This is a genomic window from Devosia soli, assembly GCF_000970455.1.
Taxonomy (GTDB): Bacteria; Pseudomonadota; Alphaproteobacteria; order Rhizobiales; family Devosiaceae; genus Devosia; species Devosia soli.
Genome location: NZ_LAJG01000048.1, coordinates 161486 through 181409 on the forward strand (window position 1 = coordinate 161486; position 19924 = coordinate 181409).

The following is a 19924-nucleotide window of genomic DNA, read 5'->3' on the forward strand; positions in this document are numbered from 1 at the left end:
CGGATGACGGCCGACGCGCAACCGAAAGCGACATTGCGCCGCCTCAAGCGGCGCTCGCAGTTTTTGAGGGCAGCCCGGGGCAATCGCGCCGGGCGCTCTGCGTTTGGGCTGCAGGTGATGGCATCCAAAGACGAAGCCCTGGCCGGCATCGGCTTCACCGTCACCAAGAAAGTCGGCAACTCGCCGGAGCGCAATCGCATGAAGCGTCGTCTGCGCGCGGCTGCGGCAGCATGTGCCGATGACTTTCTGCCCGGCCATGACTATGTGCTGTTGGCAAGGCGCGAGGCCCTATCGAGGCCCTTTGCCAAAATGATCACGGACCTCAGCGGTCTTATCGCCCGCGTGCATGACACCAATGTGCATGACACCAAGGCGAACGATAATCGGACAGGGGCCGGCCGTGGCCCACGGAACGCGACACCATGAATTCTGACAATCGCAATGTGATTCTCGCCGTCGTGCTGAGCATGGTCGTGCTGTTCGGCTGGCAATTCTTCGTTGCCGGCCCGCAGCTCGAACGCCAGCAGCGCGCCAATGAGATCGCCCAGCAGCAGCAAGCCGAGCAGGAAGCGCTCGCCGTGCCCGCCACCCCTGCCGATGGCACGACGCCGGCAGCCAACGCCGAGCAGCCCGCCTCCGGCACGCAGACTTTTGCCGATCGCGACGCTGCCATTGCCGCTTCGAACCGCATTGCCATCGACACCGAAGACCTCGCCGGCTCGATCAATCTGACCGGCGCCCGGATCGACGATCTCAAGCTCGAACAATATCGCGAGACCACAGCGGACGATTCGCCGATCATTACCCTCCTCAGCCCTTCGGGCGCGCCGGGCGGCTATTATGTCGAACATGGCTGGGCCCCGGCAGCCGGTGCTACCATCGCCCTGCCCGATGGTAATACCGTCTGGTCGGTCGAAGGCGATACAACCACGCTGACGGCCGCAACCCCCGTCACCCTGCGCTGGGACAATGGCCAGGGGCTGATCTTCCGCCGCACCATCGCCGTCGACGAGCACTACCTCTTCACCATCACCCAATCGGTCGAAAATACCGGTACGGGCGACGTGGCCCTCTTCCCCTATGCGCGCGTCGTGCGCCAAGGCACCCCGCCGGTTCAGAACTTCTTCATCCAGCATGAAGGCCCGATCGGCGTTCTCGGCTCCAACAACTACGTGTCGCGCAAGTATCACGACCTCCAGAACGATCGTCAGGTAGACTTCGCCTCGACCACTGGTTGGCTCGGCATTGCCGACAAGTACTGGGCCACTGCCGTGCTGCCCAAGCCTGCAGCCGGCATCAATGCGCGCTTTGCCTATTCGACATCGGGCTCTACCCCAGTCTACCAGACCAACTATGTGGAGACCGCTCCGGTCGTCGTTCCGGCAGGTGGCACTGCCTCTTCGGAAAGCTACGTTTTCGCGGGCGCCAAGGAAGAGGCAGTCATCTCGGGCTATCAGAACCAATATGGCTTTGACCGTCTTGAACTCCTGATCGACTGGGGCTGGTTCCACTTCCTGACCAAGCCAATGCACTGGCTGTTGGTGACGCTCTACGGCATCTTGGGCAATTTCGGCCTTGCGATCCTTGCCGTGACCATCATCGTCAAGGCGATCTTCTTCCCGCTTGCCAACCGCTCCTATGCTTCCATGGCCGCGATGCGCCGCGTGCAGCCAGAAATGAAGTCGATCCAGGAACGGCTCAAGGACGATCGTGCCGCCCAGCAGCAGGCGATGATGGAGCTTTACCGCAAGGAAAAGATCAATCCGCTCTCGGGGTGCTGGCCTATCCTCGTACAGATCCCGGTCTTCTTCTCGCTCTATACCGTTATCTTCATCTCCATCGAAATGCGGCACGCGCCGTTCTTTGGCTGGATTCAGGATCTCGGGGCGCCCGATCCGACCAACATCTTCACGCTCTTCGGGCTTATCCCCTGGAACCCGACCGTGCTGCCAATCATCGGCTCGTTCCTCCATCTCGGCATCTGGCCGGTGATCATGGGCATCACGATGTGGGTGCAGATGAAGCTCAACCCGCCGCCGCCGGATCCGACCCAGGCGATGATCTTCAACTGGATGCCGGTGATTTTCACCTTCATGCTCGGCACTTTCCCGGCTGGCCTCGTGATCTACTGGGCCTGGAACAATACCCTGTCGGTGACCCAGCAATGGTTCATCATGAAGCGCCACGGCGCCGAGGTGAACCTTTTCGGCAATATCGTCGACAGCTTCCGCAAGAAGCCAAAGCCGGCGGAAAATTCCAAGAGCTAACGCCAAACCCGACACGCACGGGGCCCGCTGGTAAAGCCAGCGGGCCTTGTCTTTGAGGCTGATCAAAATGACCGAAATCGACTACCCAACCGACCTCATCGAACGCGGCCGCCTGCTCTTTGCCCGCCCCATCATCTTCACCAAGGGCTGCGTCAGCCTCGCCGACCTGCCCCCTATGGACCGCGTCGAGATTGCCTTTGCCGGACGTTCGAACGTCGGAAAGTCGAGCCTTATCAACGCCTTGTGCGGCACGTCCAATCTGGCGCGCACCTCGAATACGCCGGGGCGGACGCAGGAGCTCAATATATTCGAGAGCCAGAGCGAAAACCTGCGCATCGTCGACATGCCCGGATATGGCTATGCCAAGGCGCCCGAGCCCAAGGTCAAGGCCTGGACCAAGCTCGTCCATCAATACCTCGTCGGGCGCGCGACGCTCCGTCGGGTCTATGTTCTGGTCGATAGCCGCCATGGGCCCAAGGACAATGACCTCAGCGTCATGAACGAGCTTGATAAGGCTGCGGTGAGCTATCAGGTGGTTCTGACCAAGGCCGACAAGCCTAACTCTGCCGATGTCGAAAAGGCCCTGGCCGCGACGCGCTGGTCGATAGCGAAACGCCCGGCCTCACACCCTCACGTATTGCTGACCTCGAGCGAAAAAGGCACGGGCATCAAGGAGTTGCGTACCGAGATCGCCATGCTGCTGGCCACCAGCGGCACGCAGGATTAGCGCCAGTCAGTCGCGAAAAAAGGCGCCGATATAGTCGCCGAGCCGATCGCTGTCCGAGGTCTTGCCGAACGATTCGATGCCTTGATCAACAACGGTGTCGGGGGCCTTGCCGCGGCGGAGTTCGACGAGCGCCAGGGCATAATCGTCAAGGAATTCCGGGTGCGGCTGGAAGCTTAAAGCCTTGCCGGACTTATAGAAAAGTCCGGCATTGGGGGTGAAGTCGGATGCAAGGATTACCTCGGCTTCGGAGGGCGGGACGATCACCTGGTCCTGGTGCGAGCAGGCAATGGCAAGCGTTTCCGGCGCATCGGCCATAAAGCCGGGACGGCTCGCGACGCGGTAGGTATGGCGGCCGAGACCCCAGCCTTTCTCGGATTTTTGGACATCGCCACCAAGGGCATCGGCCATAATCTGATGACCGAAGCAGATGCCGAGCATGGGTGTTTTTGCCTCATAGGCAGCGCGAATGAAGGCGCGGAGCGGGGGCAGCCAGGCGTGATTCTCGTAAACGCCGGCAGGCGAACCGGTGATGACGATGCCTTCGAGCTGCGTCGGATCGGGTAGCATTCCGTTATCATTGACGACCACCGTCTCGTATTCGAACGCTTTTCCGGTATTGTCGAACATGCGCTCGAACATGGCGGGGTAAGGTCCGAAGTGGGAACGGAGCGGCGCCGGGACATCCCCGGTCTGGACGATCGTCAGTCGCATCTGGTCAACGGCAAAAGTGAGGGCAAGGACAGGTAGTCGACAAAAGGCCCGAAGATCAACTCCGGGCCTCTTCAAACCTGCCATGCCGTTTGGCTCAGGCGGCGACGAAACTCAGCGCCACCCCATTGATGCAGTAGCGCAGGCCGGTCGGAGCCGGACCATCGTTGAAGACGTGCCCCTGGTGCCCGCCGCAATTGGAGCAGTGCACTTCGGTGCGGACCATGCCGAAGCTGTTGTCTTCGGTGGTGCCGATCGCGCCGGGGATAAAATCGTAAAAGCTCGGCCAGCCGGTGCCGCTGTCGAATTTGGTTTCGGATTTGAAGAGCGCCTGGTCGCAACCGGCGCAATGAAAAGTGCCGGAGCGGTGCTCGTCGTTGAGCGGCGAGGTGAATGGGCGCTCCGTGCCTTCATGGCGCAACACATCGTAGGCGGCCGGATCGAGCTTGGCCTTCCATTCGGCATCCGTGAGCTTGAACGGAAAATTGCCTTCGGCCGCGACGACGTCTCCGGGCGAGCGCCAGATCGAAAAGGCCGAGAGCGCGGCTACGGCCGAGCCGCCGAGAAGCATTGCGCGTCGGGTAAGCTGCATGTCGTTTCTCCCTGCCCGTCAGCACAAAGCAAACCGGGGCGAATGGTGGTCAAGAACAAGAGAGGCCCCGCGGGGGAGCGGGGCCTCCAGTCATCATTCGGCGTGGTGCCGAATAAGGTTACATCTTGGGGGTGAGGACCTTGTCGATGACGTGGATGACGCCGTTCGACTGGATCACGTCGGCAATCGTGACATTGGCAACAGTGCCATTCTCGTCGGTCACGGTGACCTTGCCGCCATCGGCCTTGAGGGTCAGCTTGCAGCCGCCGACGGTGTCAACGACGTGCTCGCCACCATCTTCTTCAACCATGCTGACGATGTCGGTCGAGAGGGCCTTGGCCGGGATCACGTGGCAGGTCAGGATCTTGGTGAGCTGATCCTTGTTTTCCGGCTTGAGCAGGGTTTCGACAGTGCCAGCCGGGAGAGCGTCAAAAGCTTCGTTGGTTGGCGCGAGCACGGTGAAGGGGCCCGGGCCCGACAGGGTTTCCACAAGGCCAGCGGCCTTGACGGCGGCAACGAGCGTGGTGTGATCGGCGGAATTGACGGCATTCTCGATGATGTTCTTGTCAGCGAACATGGCTGCGCCGCCGACTTCCGGATTCTCCTGAGCATAGGCGACGCCGGAGATGGCACCGAAAGAGAGGACGGCTGCGAGCGACAGGGCGCGAAGAGAAATGGTCATTGAAAGTTCCTTCCTGTTTTAATTCTGTTCCCGATCACTGTCGGGACAGAGATAGGTACGAAGGACTTTCCGGAGTAGTTTTCGTCAGTTTCGCTTTTTTTGCGAGAAAAACAGTGAAACTTTTTGGCGTCTGGCATCGTGGGGGTTGTTCAGGAACGGGGCTGGCGTTCCCTGAATAATGCGGGTCGACACATCACCGTCGGTAAGCTCCAATAATCTGGCAGCCGTCACCATGCGGCTCGTCCGGGCGGTGCACTTGGCCAAAAGATAGATTGCCCGGACAAGCTGGGCAATGACGATAGTGTGGGAATTGGGCTAGCGAGCACGCAAACGCGCTTGGCTAAATCTTCGTCACCGCGCCTTGTGCCACGACCGGGCCGGTGGGAACGCCGTTGGGAGCGCCTCCGGCGGGCTCGAGGGTGATGGCGAGAACGGAGCCTTCGCCCCAGCCGGCGCGAACGGCGTCGGAAAGCTCGACGGTCGTGCGGGCATTGACCGGGACGACACCCATAGAAATGGGGTTTTGGCCACCTTGAATGGCCCAAAGCTCATAATCGCTGCCGGGCACGGCGTCGCCCGAGAGCGAGGTCAGGCGCACTGCGCCTGTTCCGTCATAGAGCGCCACGAACTCGACATCGCTGCCTTCGGCCTGAAGGGCGGCGACAAGCTGGGTCGCGAGTTGCCCAGAATTGGGCTGCGGCTCAAGAGCGGTGAAGGCGACGGCCACAGCGGCAACGGCCAATGCGCCTGCAGCCATGGACCGCCAGAAAACCAGGCTATCCCAGAACGACGTGCGCTTTTCTGCGCCGAAAAGCCGCGCTTCGAGATTTTGGAAAAGATGGGACGGCGGAGTGACCGGCTCGACCTGATTGTCGAGATGGGCAAAGCGTTGGACCCAGAAATCGCGCTCGCGCTGCAAATCGACCTTCTGCGCAATGCGCGCTTCTATGGCGGCATGAGCCTTGGGGCCGAGCAGGCCAAGGACATATTCGGCGACTGCGGCGCGTCGCTCATCCTCTTGCTCGAAATCTTGCTCGGTCATGTCGTCAGGCACTCTCGTAGTTTGATCAGGCTGCGTCGCAGCCAGGTCCGCATCGTGTTGACCGGGACGGAATGGCGGCTTGCCAGTTCCTCGTAGCTGAAGCCATCGAGATAGGCCCCGCGCACAGCATCGGCACGATCGGGGTCGAGCGTTCCGAGGCAATACTCGATCCGCGCGCTATCTTCGGCAGCTTCGGTCTGCCGCTCCGGGTTAGGGCTGAGATCGGGGATATCGAGGGCAACGTCTATGTCTTCGTTGGTCGGACGCCGTGCCCGGATGATGTCGAGGGCGTGGTTGCGGGCAACAGCGCAAAGCCAGCTGATGGGGCTGGTATTGCTCGAGACATAACGATCGGCTTTTTGCCAGATCTTGACGTAGACTTCCTGGATAGCTTCCTCGGTTTCGGCTCTGTCTTTTAAAATACGAAGAATTACGCCGAAAAGTTTCGCGCTGGTTCTGTCGTAAAGCGCGCGAAAGGCCGCTCGATCGCGTAAGGCACAACGAGAGATTAGGTCCGCGATGTCGCGGGCATCTGCTTGCATCGGTTCTATGTCCGGAAACGCTCTCCGGCTCCTCCATGCGAGCATCTTTCCACGCACCCGCCGCTCGGACAACGCAATTGTGGAAGAAATGGATCATCGGCCACGATTTTGTCGCCTCCACTGATTTAAACGGGCGGCAAAATGCACTAGACCCTTTGCCCGTCCGCAGGTCTTTCCGAGGAAACAGTCGACCCATGACCGACCAGAACACGACCGATCGCTTCAGCCATGATGCCGGCATCCTCGCGCAAGCCCTGCCCTATATGCAGCGCTACGAGGGCAAGACGGTCGTTGTGAAATACGGTGGCCACGCCATGGGCGACCTCAAGCTCGGCCAGGCCTTTGCCCGCGACATCGCGCTGCTCAAGCAATCCAAGGTCAATCCCATCGTCGTGCATGGCGGCGGACCCCAGATCGCCTCGATGCTAAAAAATCTCGGCATCGAATCCAAGTTCGAAGGCGGTCTGCGCGTGACCGACGCAAGGACGATGGAAATCGTCGAGATGGTCCTGGCCGGTTCGATCAACAAGGAAATCGTCGCGCTGATCAATGCCGAAGGCGAATGGGCCATCGGGCTTTGCGGCAAGGACGGCAACATGGTCTTTGCCCGCAAGGCCGAAAAGAAGGTGAAAGATCCCGGCTCGAACATCGAGCGCGTGCTCGATCTCGGTTTTGTCGGTGAACCGGTCGAAGTCGACCGGACCCTGCTCGATCTGCTTGCCCGCTCGGAAATGATCCCGGTCATCGCGCCGGTGGCTCCAGGCCGCGACGGCAATACCTATAACATCAATGCCGACACCTTTGCCGGCGCCATTGCCGGCTCGCTCGGCGCCAAGCGCCTCTTGTTCCTGACCGACGTGCCCGGCGTGCTCGACAAGGAAGGCAAGCTCATTCCGGAGCTGACGGTGAGCGACGCCAAGAAGCTGATCGCGGACGGCACCATTTCTGGCGGCATGATCCCGAAGGTGGAAACCTGCCTCGAAGCGCTGGATTCGGGCGTGGAAGGCGTCGTCATCCTCAATGGCAAGCAGCCGCATGTGGTGCTGGTCGAACTTTTCACCGAGTTCGGCGCGGGCACGCTGATCGTCCGCTAAGCCAGCCAGGTCCCCCGGACCTACCAGATTGAGCCGAAAAGAAAAAAAGGGGCCGCTGACGCGGCCCCTTTGTTGTTTCAGACTTCCACCGCAACATGCTGCGGCGCGGCCTGGCGACTGACGCCGGGGCGCTTGAAGGCAAAAGCCAGCACCAGCACAAGACCGAAGCTGATGACCTGATACCAAAGGGCAAGGGCCGTCGAATCGGCAAAGGCGGCGTGAGGCGTCGAGCCGGCAGCCATGGAATTGCCGAGGTGGGTGAAGAAGATTTCCCCGATGATGGCGACACCCAGTGCACCGCCCACCTGCTGGAAGGCCTGGAGTGCGCCTGAACCGGCGCCGGCATCGCGCTGCGGCACGTTGGCGAGAACGAGCTGGAAGAGCGAGGAAAAGCCGAGACCAAGGCCGATGCCGGCGATGAGCAAGGGCGGGAGGAATGCCCAATGATCGATCATGTCGGTGACGCCAGCGATATAGAAATGGAGCCAGCCGATGCCGAAGCTGAGAAGCGCCCCGGCAGTGGCGAGGCGGGTCCGCAGGTAACGCGCGCCGAACCGGCCGGCGATAGCTGAAGCGATCAGCACGCCAACGGAAAAGGGCGTGTTGGTGAGGCCCGATTCAAGCGGGGTGAAATCGAACCCGCCCTGCAGCAACAGCGAAATCACCATGAACATGCCCGGAATGCCGGAGGCAAAGATCGTCACGACGAAGGCGCCGAACATGAACTGCCGATTGGTGATGAGATCATAATTGAGAAGCTGCGGCTGACCATTGGCAGCGCGGTTGCGCGTCCAGAAGACAAAGGCAACGATGAGCGCGACACCGGCAACGATCATGCCAAAGGCCCAGAACGGCCAGCCATAGGCGCGGCCCTCGACGATGGGGAACACCACGGCCATGATGCCGAGGCCGAAAAGCGCGATGCCGACATAGTCATTGCTGAGCGAGGGATGGCCCGGCAGGCGCGGGATCAGGAACCAGCCGGCGACCACGGCTGCAATGCCAATCGGGATATTGACGAGGAAGATCGGCTGCCAAGAAAGGCCAAAGAGATTGGCTGAAATCAGCAGGCCGCCCAGGATAGGGCCGCACACCGAAGCAAGGCCGGCCGAGAGCCCAAAGAGCGAGAAGGCCTGGCCGCGTTCCTGCGGGGGGAAGGTGACGGTTGCGATGGCCAGAACCTGCGGCGTCATCATGGCGCCGGCAAGGCCCTGGATGATGCGGGCGATAATGAGGAACTCGATATTGGGCGCGAGACCACAAAGGGCGGACGCGGCGGTGAAGCCGGCGACGCCCCAGAGAAAGAGCGTCGTGCGCCCCAGAATGTCGCCAAGACGGCCGAACGGCAGAAGACCAAGGGCGAAGGCGAGAATATAGGCGGCGACAACCCATTCGATCTGCGTGTCGGAAGCGCCGAGCCCTTCCCGCATCGAGGGCAGCGCGACATTGACGATGGTCACGTCGATCAGGTTCATGAAATTGGCAATGAGCAGCACGAAAAGGCCGACCCAGCGGCGCGGATCGGGCGGCGCACCGGCCGCGGCGGGGTGATGATCGGACATGGAACTATCCTTGTGAGGCATGAGACGGATTGGAAAAGGCGCGCTCAAGCTCGGCGAAAACGCCGTCGAGTTGATCGCGTCGATGCGGGCGCCAGCAATCGTAGAGGGCTGCGGTGGTGATGACGGCAGCGGCTGCAGGATCGATGGTGTTACGGAAGGACCCATCCGCGATGCCGAGCCGGTAGACCGTGGCGAATTGCTCGGTCCAATAGGCCTGCATCGGCAGGATGATGTCGGCGATGGATTTGTCGCGCCGGGCGCGATCGACGAGTTCGCTGAGGACGCCGATCAGCTCGGGCATCTCGGCAACGATCTCGCGGAACTCGTTGAACTCCTGGCGCAGCTGATCGGCGCCGTTGAGCCCGGCCTTGGGGTGGCGCAGCGCCTGGGCCTTGAAATCATCGCGGAGGGATTCGGCAACGAGCGCGACCAGCGCTTCCTTGGTGGGCACGTGATAATGGAGCGTTGCGATATTGATGCCGACGCGCTCGGCGATATCGCGGGTGCGCAGGCCTTCGAGCCCCTTCTCGATGATGATGGCGCGCGCTGCCTCGGCAACGGCGGCGCGCCGTTCGTCGCCGCTTTCGCGCTTGGGAGAATGGGCCTGCTCGGGACGCATGCGGAATGCCGGTTGAATTGAGGTGGCGGTTTCAATAGAGCAGCGCAATTTATCAATCAATCATTTGATTGAGAATTGCCCCCATGCCCAAATTGCATGCCGCCGACATGCATCGGAACGTTGACATTTGATGTCAGCAGGCGTCCATCAGGCGCACTTTCCGGAGCCTGCCATGACCGACTATGTCCGCAAGATCCTGACCTCATCGGTATATGAGGTGGCCGAGCAAACCCCGCTCGATCCGATGACGCTGCTCTCCCAGCGCCTTGGCCAGGAAATCCTGCTGAAGCGCGAAGATCTGCAGCCGGTCTTTTCGTTCAAGATCCGCGGCGCGCACAACCGGATGAGCCACCTGACGGCGGAAGAGCGGGCGCGCGGCGTCATTTGCGCTTCGGCGGGCAATCATGCGCAGGGCGTGGCGCTTTCGGCAACGCGGCTCGGCGTGCGCTCGGTGATCGTCATGCCGACGACGACGCCGGAAATCAAGATCAACGCGGTCAAGCGCCTCGGGGGCGAGGTGGTGCTGTTTGGCGACGGGTTCGACGCGGCGCGCGCGCATGCGGCAGGGCTGGCGGAACGGCACGGCTATGTGTTCGTGCACCCGTTCGACGATCCAGACGTGATCGCCGGCCAGGGCACGGTCGGCATGGAACTTTTGCGCCAGCATCCGGGCGATATCGGCGCCATCTATGTGCCGGTCGGCGGCGGTGGGCTCGCAGCGGGCATCGCGGCCTTCGTCAAGTTCCTGCGGCCCGAAATTCGCGTCATCGGGGTCGAGCCCGAGGAAGCCGCGAGCATGAAGGCGGCTATTGCGGCGGGCCACCCCGTACCGCTCGACCAGGTGGGCCTTTTTGCCGATGGCGTCGCCGTGCGGCAGGTGGGCGAGGAGACGTTCAGGCTATGCCGGGATCTCCTCGACGATATCGTCACCGTCACCGCCGACGAAATCTGCGCCGCCATCAAGGATATCTTCGACGACATGCGCGCCATCGCCGAACCGGCCGGGGCGCTGGCGCTCGCCGGGCTCCGCCGCGATATCGAGAACGGCACGGCGCCCAAGGGCAGTCTCATCGCCGTCAATTCGGGCGCCAATGTCAATTTCGACCGGCTGCGCTACGTTGCCGAACGCGCCGAGATCGGCGAGCGGGCCGAAGCGCTGCTCGGCGTCACCATCCCCGAAGCGCCGGGCAGCTATCGCGCCTTCATCCGCCTTCTCGGGCGCCGTGCCATCACCGAATTCAACTATCGCTACGCCCATGGCAGCGCCGCACATATCTTTGTCGGCGTCAAACTGACGCGCGGGGACACCGAAAAGCACGAGATCATCGATGTGCTGACCGCCAATGGGCTCGGCGTCACCGACATGACGGACAACGAGGTCGCAAAGCTGCATGTGCGGCACATGGTGGGCGGCAGGGTCAGCGGGCTGGCCGATGAACTGGTGTTCCGCTTCCAGTTTCCCGAAAGGCCGGGCGCGCTTCTCAAGTTCCTCGAGGGGCTCAATGACGCGTGGAACATCTCGCTCTTCCACTACCGCAATCACGGCGCCGATTATGGCCGCGTGCTCGTGGGCATCCAGGTGCCCGCCGAAACCCGCGCCGACTTCTATGCGCATATCGACGCCATCGGCTTTCCCTATTGGGACGAAACGCAAAATCCGGCCTATCGGCAATTTCTTGAAACAAATTGAACCGATTTGGGTAAAGCGGGTTCGACATCATGGCGAAATAAAGCATCGCTAGAAGGGCGGACGCAATTCTGCCGCACAACGATTGCACTCCAAGCCCGAGGGGCAATCCTAACCAGGGATCGCGGGGGGTTTAACTGTCAGTTCCGCGCCCGTTCACAACCGTCAAGGAAGACGCAGACCATGACAAGAACAACGAAGATTCACGGCCTGATGTTGGCATCCGCCATGACCACGCTTGCGCTGATGCAGCCGGCCATGGCCGTCGAGGCGCAGACGTTCGTCGATCGCATTGCAGCAGTCTATAAGCTCGGCGGCTACGACATCGCCTTCGGTCCTGCCACCCTTGATGGCGACACCGTCACCGTCGATGGCGCCACCGTGACCGTTGCCGGCATGGAAGGCGAACCCTGGAAGATCGACACCGAGCTGACCTTTACTGGCGTCGCCGATGCCGATGACGGCGGTTTCACCGCTGAAGCGATGACCGTTCCCGATATCGACACCGAATTCTCCCAGGATCCGGTCGGCCGCCTCACACTGACCGATATCAGCGCCACCGATATCTACCTGCCGCCCGAAGACAAGATCAACACCACCGCGCTTCTCGAAGCCGTCGGCAGCCTGACCACCGGCCCGCTCAAGATCACCCGCAACGGCGCCGATTTCCTCGCGATCGACGCGATCGAGGCGGTCAACGAATTCACCTACGACGCCGAAGACGCCCTCGAAAACATCGCTTCGACCTTCTCGGTCAGCGGCATCTGGGCCGATCTCACCGCCATGGCTGCGGAAGATCCGCAGGCCGGTCCGGTCATTGAAGCGCTCGGGTTGCAGCAGATCAAGGGCGACATCAACCAGTCCATGACCTGGGGCATGAAGGACGGCCATCTCGTGGTCGACCAGTTCCTGTTCGACTTTGCCGATGTCGGCGCCATCGATTTCAAGGCGGACATTTCCGGCTTCACCCCGGCAGTGCTCGACAAGATTTCGGCGCTTGAAAGCGCCAGCGCCGACGCCACCAGCGAAGAGGCTCAAGCCCAGCAGATGATGGTGGGGATGGAACTGCTCCAGGCCCTGACGCTGACGGGCTCCAGCATTCGCTATGACGATGCAGGCCTTGCGCCCAAGCTGCTCGACATGTTCGCCGCCCAGTCGGGTACCGATCGGGCCCAGTTCGTCGAAGGCCTCAAGGCCATGGCGCCGCAATTGATCGGCCAGGCTGGCGTCAAGGAACTGACCGACCTCGTCGTCCCGGCCGTCAACGCCTTCCTCGACGATCCGCAGAGCATCGAAATTGCCGTCAAGCCGGCAAGCCCGACGACCCTGCTCGTGCTCAGCGCCGCCGCCGCCAATCCGGCGGGTCTCATCTCGGCCGTCGGCCTCGCGGTCAACGCCAACCAGCCCGCCGCAGAATAATCAGGCATGGCGGGCCCTTCCCAAGGGGCCCGCCATCGCTAGGAAGCCTCAACACATTTGGGGCAGAATGTCCCCATGATCAGCACGTCTTCCCTTTCGCCGAGCCTGAGCCACATCACCGATTGGGTGTTCGACCTCGACAACACTCTTTATCCGCGTGAATGCAATCTCTTTGCCCAGATCGACATGCTCATCACCCAATATGTGATGAATGTGACGCGTCTCGAATTCGACGCGGCGCGGCAATTGCAAAAAACCTATTACCGGGACTACGGCACGACGTTGAACGGCCTGATGACCCAGCACAAGATCGACCCGGACCATTTCCTGAGCACGGTTCATGCGATCGACTATGCCCCGGTTGCGCCGCATCCCGATCTTGTCGAGGCTATCCGCGCCCTGCCCGGCCGCAAGTTCATTCTCACCAATGGCGATGTCAGCCACGCACATAATGTGCTGGGCCGGCTCGGCGGCGGCGACCTCTTCGAGGGCGTCTACGACATCCGCGCCATGACCTATGTGCCCAAGCCGCATCGTGCAGCCTATGACGGGTTCTTTGCCCGTCACGGCATCGATCCCAAGTCGGCCGCCATGTTCGATGACCTCGAAAAAAACCTCGTCGTGCCGCACGAGGTTGGCATGTCGACCGTGCAGGTGGTGGCTGGACCGGAATTCGCGCATGAACAGGTCGAGGCCTGGGAGCTCGGCCGCACGACCGGACCGCATGTGCACCACGTGACGGGCGATCTCGCGGGCTTTTTGCGCAACCTCCGCTGACGCTTTGGCGAACCGGCTTTAAGGCGGGGACGCCCGCCGGCTAGCCGAATGCAACTACATGTTGTTGAGGTGCAAGATATTGCCGTCAGGGTCCTTGAACCAGACCATGGCGAAATCCCCGGCGCGGTGAATGCCGTCGGCAAAGTCCATGCCGTCATACCTTTCGAACGTGATGCCTTTGCCAGCAAGACGGGTCACGATGCTCTCGATTTCGTCGCCGACTCCCCACACAACGGCATTGGCCTGATTGGTGCCGGCAAATTCGGAAACATAGACGACAAGCGTCGTCTTTCCGGTCCTGAATTCCAACACCTGGTCGCCGTCTTGCGCCAATTCGAGTTCAAGCACGTCGCGATAGAACTGCCGGGCCCGCCCGATATCCTTGACCGCGACGATAGCGGCGCTGTCCTTGTCCTTGAGCATCACAACCTCCCGTTTCTCGCAGGAAACGCGGGTGTCGACATGCAAGTTGCCCCGACAAAACGACCACATTACCGAGACTTATGTTGCGCCGGGCACGGGTGGCGCTATCTATAGGTCATGACCGACCTGCCCGGGCGCGTTCCGCCGCCCATTCCCGAACGCTCCCCGACCTTCAAGCAACGGCTCGAGAACCTGCGCCATCTCGGGCGCCTTGTGGCCCAGATCTGGCGCACCAGCCGGCCGCTGACCGCAGCCAGCATTGGTCTCCGTTTTTTCGCGGCACTGCAGCCGATCGCGGTGCTTTATGCGGCCAAGCTGATCGTCGATGAAGTGGTGCGCCTGACCGCCATCACCCCACCAGGACCAAATGCGATCGACTGGTGGAATGCAGGTCAACTCAACACCATCCTGATCCTACTCGCCCTTGAAATGGCGCTGGTGCTGGCCAATGACATCATCGGACGGGCAACCGGACTGGTCGATTCCATCCTTTCCGAGCTGCATTCCAACCAGGTCAGCATCGAACTGATGGGGCACGCGGCGCGGCTCGACCTCATGCATTTCGAATCCGCCGAGTATCAGGATCGTCTCGAACGGGCCCGACGGCAGGCTGCGGGACGCAACGCGCTCCTGAGCCAGCTTTTCGGCCAGGCGCAAGACATCATCACCGTGATGACGCTGGCCGCCGGCCTCTTTGTCTATGCCCCCTGGCTGATCCTACTTTTGCCGCTGAGTTTCGTGCCCTCGATCTGGGGAGAAACCCGGTTCAATACGCTCGCCTACATGATGAGCCGCTGGCGCACGCCCGAGCGGCGCGAGCTCGAATATCTGCGCTATATCGGCGCCAGCGCCGAGACGGCCAAGGAGATCAAGCTTTTCGGCCTTGGCGGCTTTCTGATCGAGCGCTTCCGCAAGCTTGCCCATGGCATTTTTCTTGAAAACCGCCGCATCGCCATTCTGCGCAACGGCTGGGGCGCAGTCTTTGCCGCCATCTCGACCCTTGCCTATTACGCGGCCTATGCCTTCATCGTCTGGCGCACGGTGACCGGAGAATTCACCATCGGCGACCTCGCCTTTCTTTCCGGCTCCTTCCTCAGGCTCAACGGCCTCTTCCAAAAGATCCTGCTCGGCTTCACCGCCATTGCCGGCCAATCGATGTATCTCGACGATCTCTTTTCATTTTTCGAGATCGAGCCCACCGTTTTGGCGCCGGCCAATCCAAAGCCCTTTCCCGCGCCGATCCGCGAGGGCATCCGCTTTGAAAATGTCGGTTTTCTTTATCCTGAAACCGACAACTGGGTGATCCGCAATCTCTCCTTCACCCTCAAGGCCGGCGAGACGCTGGCGCTGGTGGGCGAGAATGGGGCGGGAAAAACCACCATAGTCAAGCTTTTGGCGCGGCTCTACGATCCGAGCGAAGGTCGCATAACCGTCGATGGCATCGACCTCAAGGACATGGCGCCTGCCGATATCCACGCCCATCTCGGCGTCATCTTCCAGGATTTCATCCGCTACAGCTTTACCGCGCGCGACAATATCGGGGTGGGACGCGTCGATCAAAAGGACAATCAGGCCCGGATCGACCAGGCGGCGGAGCAAAGCCTTGCCGATAGCGTCATCGCCAAGCTACCCAAGGGCTATGACCAGCAATTGGGTCGCCTCTTCAAGCAGGGGCGCGATCTGTCAGGCGGCGAATGGCAGAAAATGGCCATTGCCCGCTCCTATATGCGCGATGCCGAGCTGATCATCCTCGACGAGCCGACAGCGGCGCTCGACGCCAAGGCGGAGGCCGAAGTGTTCGCCCGCTTCAAGGGGCTCGCGAGCGGCAAGACCGCCGTCATCATCTCGCACCGCTTTTCGACCGTGCGCATGGCCGACCGCATCCTCGTGCTGGAACACGGCGCCATTCTCGAAGCCGGTACGCACGAGGAGCTTTTGGCGCGCAATGGGCGCTATGCCGAACTCTTCGAATTGCAAGCCGCCGGCTATCGCTAAACCGGCGGAACGCTGGCACACTTGTGGCGTTGCGCTTTAAAAGCGAGCATTAAGCGGACCGGGGCATGGAACCGAGATTTTCCTTCGACATGAGCTATTGCGGCGCACCGCCCTCGCCGGCTGATCTCATGGGCCGCTGGAATGGGGATCCGGTTTTGCTCATGGGCCTGGTTCTTGTCGCCGGTTTCGGCTTTTTCGCCCTTCGCCATGCCGATCGCGGCAGGCAACTGGCTTTCGCCGGCGCCTGGACGCTTGCGGCAGCGCTGTTCGTTTCCCCGATCTGCGCCCTGACGGTCGCGCTCTTTTCCGCCCGGGTCAGCCATCACGTTGCGCTCACCATGGTTGTCGCGCCGCTGCTGGCCTTTGCCTTGCCACCCGAATGGGCGAGACGCTGGCGCCTCGCGCCGGCATTGGCGCTGTCAACCATTGCGCTATGGGCCTGGCACACCCCGCTCGCCTATGCCTCGGCCTTTTCGCATCCGGCCATCTATTGGCTGATGCAGGCGAGCCTGCTTTCGAGTTTTACCTGGCTCTGGGCGGGACTGCTGCGCAGCGAAGCGGCGATGGCAGCCGGGCTCGTGGCGCTGTTGAGTGCGATCCAGATGGGCTTTCTCGGCGCCCTGCTCGTCTTCGCGCCGGAGCCGCTTTATCTGCCGCATCTCCTGACCAGCGAGGCTTTCGGCCTCTTGCCGGTCGATGATCAGCGCATGGCCGGTGTCATCATGTGGGTGCCGGCAAACCTGCCCTTGATGGCTGTCCTAGTCTGGAGGCTCTTGGGCCTTGTCAGCCTTACGCCGAAGGCTGCCCTTCGCTGAGAAATCCGAGCATGCCCGAGGCGGCCGCACGCCCGGTGGCAAGGCAGGCCGTCAGCAGGTACCCGCCGGTTGGGGCTTCCCAATCGAGCATTTCGCCGGCTGCAAAGACGCCCGGCAGCGCCTTGAGCATGGACCGCTCGTCCATGGCTTCGAGCGATATGCCGCCGGCGGACGAAATGGCTTCTGCGATCGGCCGCGTGCGCTCGAGAGCGATGGGAAGGCGCTTGATCGCCCCGGCGAGTTTTTGCGGATCGAACCTCGCAAGATCGGCAAAAGCCTCGCGCAGGAGCCCGACCTTGACCGGATCGAGCCCCGTCCCCTTGCGGAGGCGATTGGAAAGACTGAGCTTTGCCGGCTGACGCGCGATGTCCCTTTCGAGCCGCTCAAGGCTGCGGCCCGGCATCAGGTCGATCTCGAAACTTGCGGCATGTCCCTCGATGAGCCGATCGCGCAAGGGGGCGGAATGGGCGTAAACGAGACTGCCCTCGATGCCCCAGCGGTTGACCACGAATTCGCCGGGCGTCGTGCCGATGGGGCTCGTCGCCGTAACCGACTTGACCGGCGCGCCGGCAAAGCGCTCGACGAACGTCGGGCTCCACGCAACCTCGAAACCGCAATTGGCTGGGAGGAACGGCGCGATGGCAACACCCTTTTGCTCGAGCCACGGCACCCAGGCAGCGTCGGACCCGAGCCTTGGCCAACTGGCCCCGCCAAGAGCCAGCAGGACGGCATCGAATCTGGCGGTGAAGGCGCCCTCCGGCGCTTCAAATTTGAGCGCACCGTCCTCAAAGCCCACCCAGCGATGGCGGGTGCGGATGATGACGCCAAGGCCATCGAGCCGGGCGAGCCAGGCGCGAAGGAGCGGCGAAGCTTTCATCGCCGTGGGAAACACGCGGCCGGACGAGCCGACAAAGGTTTCGATGCCGAGGCCGGCGCACCATTGGCGCAGATCCTCGCCGGTGAAGTCATCGAGCGCCGAACGGAGCGTATCCTCAGCCGAACCATAGCGGGAGAGGAGCAAAGAATGATCTTCGGAATGGGTAATGTTGAGGCCGGATTTGCCGGCCATCAGCAGCTTGCGCCCAGCGGTGGGCATGGCCTCGAAGACGGTAACGGCATGGCCCGCTCCGGCCAGAACCTCGGCCGCCATCAGCCCGGCCGGTCCGCCCCCGATAATGGCAAGCTCATGCGACACACTCTTCTCCAGCGCCAGAGGCAGTGGCGATCATTAGTCCGTTTCGCGCCGGCCCCGCAAGGCAGTGGCAAAGCGGCGCAGCGGCTGGTACGGCTGACGCGACCTCGTCCAATCCAGCAAACCCATGATCACAAGCTTCGATATTGGCGGCACGACGATCAAGGCCGCCACCGCGACTGCCCCCGGCCTATTGACCATGCTCGGCCGCGTGCCCACGCCGCGGGATGATTATGCCGCCTTTACCGCCGCCATCGCCGACCTCGTGGCGCAAGGCGGCGCGCAGGACGATGCGCCTGTTGCCATCTCCGTGACCGGGGTCGTCGATCCCGCAGGCGGCCGCGTTACCTGCGCCAATATTCCCTGCATCGATAGCAGACTTCTCGCGGACGAATTGAGCGCAATGCTGGGGCGCAAGGTTCTCGTCGCCAACGACGCCGATTGCTTCGTGCTCGCCGAAGCAACGGCTGGCGTGGGTCGCGGCCATCGCGTGGTGTTCGGAGCCATCCTTGGCACGGGCGTCGGTGGCGGCATCGTCGTCGACGGCAGGCTCCATCCGGGGGCCGGTGGTCTTGGCGGCGAATGGGGTCACGGTACAATTGTCGCGACCAAGCTGCGCGTGCCACCCTTCGATTTGCCGCACTTTGCCTGTGGCTGCGGGCTTGCCGGCTGCCTCGATACCGTCGGCGGCGCCCGCGGCATGGAGCGGCTGCACCGGCATATTCATGGCCTCGATCGCACCAGCACCGACATTGTCGCAGCCTGGCGCGCGGGCGATGGCGCCGCTTCCGTGACCATTGATGCCTTCATCGAACTTATCGCCCTTCCCCTCGCGCTCGTCGTCAACATCGTCGGGCCCGATATCATTCCCGTGGGTGGCGGGCTCGGCAACAGTGCCGAACTGATCGCCCGGCTCGACGCCGCGGTGCGGCCGCGCATCCTGCGCCGTCTCGATCGTCCTCTCGTCGTGCCGGCCCAGCTGACGGCCGATGCCGGATTGATCGGTGCCGCAGCGCTTGGATTGGGAGCGAGGCCATGACCCTTCTCGAAGTCTGCGTCGATACGGCCGCGGGCCTTTTTGCGGCCCATGCGGGAGGCGCCGACCGGATCGAGCTCTGCTCGTCTCTCGAACTCGGCGGATTGACGCCAAGCCCGGGCCTGATGGCACTCGCTGCCGAGACAGGCGTCACCGCTCGCGCAATGATCCGCCCCCGCGGCGGCGACTTTCTTTTTGGCCCCGATGATCTTGCCATGATGAAGGCCGACATCGCCGCGGCACGGCACTATGGCCTTGAAGGCGTCGTGCTCGGCGCCAGCCGCCCGGATGGACGGCTCGATCGCGACTTTCTCTCAGCGCTGGTCGAGACAGCCGCAGGCCTCAAGCTCACCCTCCACCGCGCCTTCGACCTCGTCCCCGATCTTGGCGAAGCTGTCGAAGTGGCCATCGCGCTCGGCTTCGACACGATCCTCACCTCGGGCCGCCGGACCTCCGCACCGCTTGGGCTTCCAGATCTTGCGGAAACGTGTCGGATCGCCTCTGGCCGGATTAGCATCATGGCCGGCGCGGGCATCAGCGCGGCCAATGTCGAATCGCTTCTGGAAGCTGCGCCCCTTGGCGCCATTCACGGCTCCTGCTCGCGCCCGGCCGCGCCGGAAAATACGCACGCGGCGGCGCTTGGCTTCACAAGTCAGGGTCGTCGCGAGACCGACGCAGACCTCGTCCGCGCACTTAAACTCGCCATGGCAAAGAAATAATTCGCCAAGTATCCGCCGAGACGACA

At 62.2% G+C, this 19924-nt stretch carries 20 protein-coding genes; 11 read left to right on the plus strand and 9 right to left on the minus strand.

The window, feature by feature from the left end; translation table 11 throughout:
- The first annotated feature begins 3 nt into the window (after positions 1 to 3).
- The 3 genes from rnpA to yihA all read left to right on the plus strand — a co-directional run bounded on the left by rnpA (position 4) and on the right by yihA (position 2994).
- On the plus strand, positions 4 to 426 hold the full coding sequence (gene rnpA / locus VW35_RS19300) for a ribonuclease P protein component (protein ID WP_046144721.1): 423 nt from the start codon (positions 4 to 6) through the stop codon (positions 424 to 426).
- Positions 423 to 2267 carry a membrane protein insertase YidC gene (gene yidC / locus VW35_RS19305; protein ID WP_046144722.1) on the plus strand — a complete coding sequence of 615 codons (1845 nt, stop codon included), beginning with the start codon at positions 423 to 425 and terminating at the stop codon, positions 2265 to 2267. The genes rnpA and yidC overlap by 4 nt, the downstream gene beginning before the upstream one ends.
- Before the next feature lie 67 nt (positions 2268 to 2334).
- On the plus strand, positions 2335 to 2994 hold the full coding sequence (yihA, locus tag VW35_RS19310) for a ribosome biogenesis GTP-binding protein YihA/YsxC (protein ID WP_046144723.1): 660 nt from the start codon (positions 2335 to 2337) through the stop codon (positions 2992 to 2994).
- A gap of 6 nt (positions 2995 to 3000) precedes the next feature.
- Here yihA and VW35_RS19315 read toward each other — a convergent pair whose 3' ends face one another.
- From VW35_RS19315 to VW35_RS19335, 5 genes are all read right to left on the minus strand, one after another.
- Complete coding sequence (locus VW35_RS19315) at positions 3001 to 3705, minus strand: type 1 glutamine amidotransferase (RefSeq protein WP_046144724.1); 705 nt, start codon at positions 3703 to 3705, stop codon at positions 3001 to 3003.
- Positions 3706 to 3799: 94 nt separating this feature from the next.
- On the minus strand, positions 3800 to 4294 hold the full coding sequence (gene msrB / locus VW35_RS19320; RefSeq protein ID WP_046144725.1) for a peptide-methionine (R)-S-oxide reductase MsrB: 495 nt from the start codon (positions 4292 to 4294) through the stop codon (positions 3800 to 3802).
- A gap of 118 nt (positions 4295 to 4412) precedes the next feature.
- Positions 4413 to 4976: a fasciclin domain-containing protein gene (locus VW35_RS19325; protein WP_046144726.1), complete on the minus strand. Its 564-nt coding sequence runs from the start codon at positions 4974 to 4976 to the stop codon at positions 4413 to 4415.
- 340 nt (positions 4977 to 5316) lie between these two features.
- Positions 5317 to 6018 carry an anti-sigma factor gene (locus VW35_RS19330; protein ID WP_052951879.1) on the minus strand — a complete coding sequence of 234 codons (702 nt, stop codon included), beginning with the start codon at positions 6016 to 6018 and terminating at the stop codon, positions 5317 to 5319.
- Positions 6015 to 6560 (minus strand): sigma-70 family RNA polymerase sigma factor, encoded by a 546-nt coding sequence (locus tag VW35_RS19335; protein ID WP_046144727.1) that lies wholly within the window; start codon positions 6558 to 6560, stop codon positions 6015 to 6017. Before VW35_RS19335 ends, VW35_RS19330 begins: the two co-directional genes overlap by 4 nt.
- Before the next feature lie 194 nt (positions 6561 to 6754).
- On the opposite strand from VW35_RS19335, the gene argB reads away from it, so the two are divergent.
- Positions 6755 to 7654 carry an acetylglutamate kinase gene (gene argB / locus VW35_RS19340; RefSeq protein WP_046144728.1) on the plus strand — a complete coding sequence of 300 codons (900 nt, stop codon included), beginning with the start codon at positions 6755 to 6757 and terminating at the stop codon, positions 7652 to 7654.
- A gap of 77 nt (positions 7655 to 7731) precedes the next feature.
- On the opposite strand, the gene VW35_RS19345 is transcribed toward argB, so the two are convergent.
- Both VW35_RS19345 and VW35_RS19350 read right to left on the minus strand, forming a co-directional pair.
- On the minus strand, positions 7732 to 9216 hold the full coding sequence (locus tag VW35_RS19345) for a DHA2 family efflux MFS transporter permease subunit (RefSeq protein WP_046144729.1): 1485 nt from the start codon (positions 9214 to 9216) through the stop codon (positions 7732 to 7734).
- Between the two features lie 4 nt (positions 9217 to 9220).
- Positions 9221 to 9835, minus strand: a complete 615-nt coding sequence (locus VW35_RS19350) for a TetR/AcrR family transcriptional regulator (protein WP_052951880.1) — start codon at positions 9833 to 9835, stop codon at positions 9221 to 9223.
- A 172-nt stretch (positions 9836 to 10007) separates the two neighbouring features.
- Between VW35_RS19350 and ilvA the strand changes: the two genes are divergently transcribed.
- The 3 genes from ilvA (at position 10008) to VW35_RS19365 (ending at position 13718) form a co-directional block, all read left to right on the plus strand.
- The gene (gene ilvA / locus VW35_RS19355; protein ID WP_046144908.1) at positions 10008 to 11525 is read left to right on the plus strand and encodes a threonine ammonia-lyase, biosynthetic; all 1518 of its coding nucleotides are present in this window, start codon (positions 10008 to 10010) and stop codon (positions 11523 to 11525) included.
- A gap of 180 nt (positions 11526 to 11705) precedes the next feature.
- Positions 11706 to 12941, plus strand: a complete 1236-nt coding sequence (locus VW35_RS19360) for a hypothetical protein (protein WP_152662668.1) — start codon at positions 11706 to 11708, stop codon at positions 12939 to 12941.
- Positions 12942 to 13016: 75 nt separating this feature from the next.
- Positions 13017 to 13718, plus strand: coding sequence for a pyrimidine 5'-nucleotidase (locus VW35_RS19365; protein ID WP_046144731.1), 702 nt, complete (start codon positions 13017 to 13019; stop codon positions 13716 to 13718).
- Between the two features lie 54 nt (positions 13719 to 13772).
- Here the strand turns inward: VW35_RS19365 and VW35_RS19370 are convergent, their stop codons facing one another.
- On the minus strand, positions 13773 to 14141 hold the full coding sequence (locus tag VW35_RS19370; protein WP_046144732.1) for a VOC family protein: 369 nt from the start codon (positions 14139 to 14141) through the stop codon (positions 13773 to 13775).
- A 117-nt stretch (positions 14142 to 14258) separates the two neighbouring features.
- Here VW35_RS19370 and VW35_RS19375 point away from each other — a divergent pair, with 117 nt between their 5' ends.
- The gene (locus VW35_RS19375) at positions 14259 to 16136 is read left to right on the plus strand and encodes an ABC transporter ATP-binding protein (protein ID WP_052951881.1); all 1878 of its coding nucleotides are present in this window, start codon (positions 14259 to 14261) and stop codon (positions 16134 to 16136) included.
- A 65-nt stretch (positions 16137 to 16201) separates the two neighbouring features.
- Positions 16202 to 16951: a cytochrome c oxidase assembly protein gene (locus VW35_RS19380; protein WP_046144733.1), complete on the plus strand. Its 750-nt coding sequence runs from the start codon at positions 16202 to 16204 to the stop codon at positions 16949 to 16951.
- Here the strand turns inward: VW35_RS19380 and VW35_RS19385 are convergent.
- Complete coding sequence (locus VW35_RS19385) at positions 16926 to 18146, minus strand: TIGR03862 family flavoprotein (RefSeq protein ID WP_161796951.1); 1221 nt, start codon at positions 18144 to 18146, stop codon at positions 16926 to 16928. The two genes, VW35_RS19380 and VW35_RS19385, sit on opposite strands and share 26 nt — an antisense overlap.
- Positions 18147 to 18270: 124 nt before the next feature.
- Here VW35_RS19385 and VW35_RS19390 point away from each other — a divergent pair, with 124 nt between their 5' ends.
- The gene (locus tag VW35_RS19390; protein WP_046144735.1) at positions 18271 to 19182 is read left to right on the plus strand and encodes an ROK family protein; all 912 of its coding nucleotides are present in this window, start codon (positions 18271 to 18273) and stop codon (positions 19180 to 19182) included.
- A complete protein-coding gene (locus VW35_RS19395; protein ID WP_046144736.1) occupies positions 19179 to 19898 on the plus strand; it encodes a copper homeostasis protein CutC in 720 nt (239 codons plus the stop codon). The genes VW35_RS19390 and VW35_RS19395 overlap by 4 nt, the downstream gene beginning before the upstream one ends.
- The last annotated feature ends 26 nt before the right edge of the window (positions 19899 to 19924 follow it).

What these genes read in the sequence shown, in the direction of transcription:
- msrB (WP_046144725.1), bottom strand. Translation starts at nt 4,294, where the DNA reads ATGCAGCTTACCCGACGCGCAATGCTTCTCGGCGGCTCGGCCGTAGCC.
- VW35_RS19375 (WP_052951881.1), top strand. Translation starts at nt 14,259, where the DNA reads ATGACCGACCTGCCCGGGCGCGTTCCGCCGCCCATTCCCGAACGCTCC.
- VW35_RS19315 (WP_046144724.1), bottom strand. Translation starts at nt 3,705, where the DNA reads ATGCGACTGACGATCGTCCAGACCGGGGATGTCCCGGCGCCGCTCCGT.
- yihA (WP_046144723.1), top strand. Translation starts at nt 2,335, where the DNA reads ATGACCGAAATCGACTACCCAACCGACCTCATCGAACGCGGCCGCCTG.
- VW35_RS19395 (WP_046144736.1), top strand. Translation starts at nt 19,179, where the DNA reads ATGACCCTTCTCGAAGTCTGCGTCGATACGGCCGCGGGCCTTTTTGCG.
- VW35_RS19380 (WP_046144733.1), top strand. Translation starts at nt 16,202, where the DNA reads ATGGAACCGAGATTTTCCTTCGACATGAGCTATTGCGGCGCACCGCCC.
- VW35_RS19330 (WP_052951879.1), bottom strand. Translation starts at nt 6,018, where the DNA reads ATGACCGAGCAAGATTTCGAGCAAGAGGATGAGCGACGCGCCGCAGTC.
- VW35_RS19365 (WP_046144731.1), top strand. Translation starts at nt 13,017, where the DNA reads ATGATCAGCACGTCTTCCCTTTCGCCGAGCCTGAGCCACATCACCGAT.
- yidC (WP_046144722.1), top strand. Translation starts at nt 423, where the DNA reads ATGAATTCTGACAATCGCAATGTGATTCTCGCCGTCGTGCTGAGCATG.
- VW35_RS19345 (WP_046144729.1), bottom strand. Translation starts at nt 9,216, where the DNA reads ATGTCCGATCATCACCCCGCCGCGGCCGGTGCGCCGCCCGATCCGCGC.
- argB (WP_046144728.1), top strand. Translation starts at nt 6,755, where the DNA reads ATGACCGACCAGAACACGACCGATCGCTTCAGCCATGATGCCGGCATC.
- VW35_RS19350 (WP_052951880.1), bottom strand. Translation starts at nt 9,835, where the DNA reads ATGCGTCCCGAGCAGGCCCATTCTCCCAAGCGCGAAAGCGGCGACGAA.
- ilvA (WP_046144908.1), top strand. Translation starts at nt 10,008, where the DNA reads ATGACCGACTATGTCCGCAAGATCCTGACCTCATCGGTATATGAGGTG.
- VW35_RS19390 (WP_046144735.1), top strand. Translation starts at nt 18,271, where the DNA reads ATGATCACAAGCTTCGATATTGGCGGCACGACGATCAAGGCCGCCACC.
- rnpA (WP_046144721.1), top strand. Translation starts at nt 4, where the DNA reads ATGACGGCCGACGCGCAACCGAAAGCGACATTGCGCCGCCTCAAGCGG.
- VW35_RS19360 (WP_152662668.1), top strand. Translation starts at nt 11,706, where the DNA reads ATGACAAGAACAACGAAGATTCACGGCCTGATGTTGGCATCCGCCATG.
- VW35_RS19370 (WP_046144732.1), bottom strand. Translation starts at nt 14,141, where the DNA reads ATGCTCAAGGACAAGGACAGCGCCGCTATCGTCGCGGTCAAGGATATC.
- VW35_RS19325 (WP_046144726.1), bottom strand. Translation starts at nt 4,976, where the DNA reads ATGACCATTTCTCTTCGCGCCCTGTCGCTCGCAGCCGTCCTCTCTTTC.
- VW35_RS19335 (WP_046144727.1), bottom strand. Translation starts at nt 6,560, where the DNA reads ATGCAAGCAGATGCCCGCGACATCGCGGACCTAATCTCTCGTTGTGCC.